Here is a 1,831-nt window from a genome sequence, read left to right as displayed (position 1 = left end):
ACTTCCTGCAATCGTTAGAGATAGCACGAGAAATTGGGGACAAACCGTGGGAAGGTAACGCCCTCAACAACCTGGGAAATGTTTACCTAAGTCTGGGAGAATACGCTGAAGCGGAGCAATACTTCCTGCAATCGTTAGAGATAGATCGGCAACTCGGCGACAAAGCGGGGAAAGCCGCTACCCTCAACAACCTGGGAAATGTTTACCTAAGTCTGGGAGAATACGCCGAAGCGGAGCAATACTACCTGCAATCGTTAGGGAATAAACGAGAAATCGGCGACAAAGCGGGGGAAGGCACTACCCTCGGCAACCTGGGAAATGTTTACGAGAATCTGGGAGAGTACGCCGAAGCAGAGCAATACTACCTGCAATCGTTAGAGATAGCACGGGAAATTGGGGACAAAGCGGGGGAAGGCGGTGCCCTCAACAACCTGGGAAATGTTTACCAGAGTCTGGGAGAGTACGCCGAAGCGGAGCAATACTTCCTGCAATCGTTAGAGATAGCACGGCAATTCGGGGATAAAGCGGGGGAAGGCAATGCCCTCAACAACCTGGGAACTGTTTACCTAACTTTGGGAGAGTACGCCGAAGCAGAGCAATACTACCTGCAATCGTTAGAGATAGCACGGCAATTCGGCAACAAAGCGGGGGAAGGCAATGCCCTCAACAACCTGGGAATTATCTATCTAACTTTGGGAGAGTACGCCGAAGCGGAGCAATACTACCTGCAATCGTTAGAGATAGCACGGCAACTCGGCGACAAAGCGGGGGAAGGCAGTAGCCTCGGCAACCTGGGAACTGTTTACCAGAATCTGGGAGAATACGCCGAAGCAGAGCAATACTTCCTGCAATCGTTAGAGATAGCACGGGAGATTGGCGACAAAGCGGGGGAAGGCAATGCCCTCAACAACCTGGGAAATGTTTACTCGAGTCTGGGAGAGTACGCCGAAGCCGAGCAATACTTCCTGCAATCGTTAAAGATTGCACGGCTTCTCGGGGACAAAGCGGGGGAAGGCAACACGCTCAACAACCGGGGAGTTGTTTACGACAAACTCGGACAGTACGACAAAGCAGAACAAGACTTTTTGGCAGCCATTGAAGTGCGAGAACAATTGCGTCCCGGGTTAACCGACGCGCAAAAAATTTCCCTGTTCGAGCAACAGAAATTAACTTACGAACTGCTGCAAAAAGTCCTGGTTGCCCAGAATAAAACCGATACCGCCCTGGAAATTTCCGAACGAGGACGCGCCAGAGCATTTGTGGAATTGCTCGCTCAACGACTTGCGGATACCCCAGATAATGCTCTCACCGTCACCCCTCCCGACCTCGCACAAATCAAACAAATTGCCGCCGCCCAAAATGCCACTATCGTGCAATATTCCTACATTCGGGAAGGTTTTCTGGTGGGAAACGTGGAGCGATTGGTCGAATCGGAACTATATATTTGGGCGATCGAACCCACGGGGGAGGTAAGCTTCCGTCGCACTGACCTCAAACCCTTGTGGCAAGAGCAAGATACTTGGTTGGCGAAAGTAATTGCCGATGCCCGTTGTTTCGATAACCAGGTCTGTCGTCAGAATATCACCGTTGCTCAAAGTGTTGATGGAACCACGGAAGTTCGCAGCGAAGGGTCTTTTACCTTCAATCAGCAGGTGGCACAACAGCAAATTCGTCCCACCGCGCAACGAGAGAACCGGGAATTACACCAACTGCATCAACTGTTAATCGCACCCATTGCCGATTTACTGCCCACGAACCCCACGGATAAAGTCATCTTCGTTCCCCACGACTCTTTATTCTTAGTACCTTTTCCCGCCTTGCAAGATGAGAA

The 1,831-nt window shown here is 51.0% G+C and carries 1 protein-coding gene; it reads left to right on the top strand.

Annotation, left to right across the window (positions count from 1 at the left end; genetic code table 11):
- On the top strand, positions 1-1,831 hold a 1,831-nt coding region (locus tag AC0QH1_RS28295), incomplete at both ends, for a tetratricopeptide repeat protein (RefSeq protein ID WP_324634788.1).

This window comes from Phormidium sp. CCY1219 (assembly GCF_055795085.1).
Note: the sequence above shows the minus strand (reverse complement) of the source record. Positions and strands in the feature narration are given on the sequence as shown.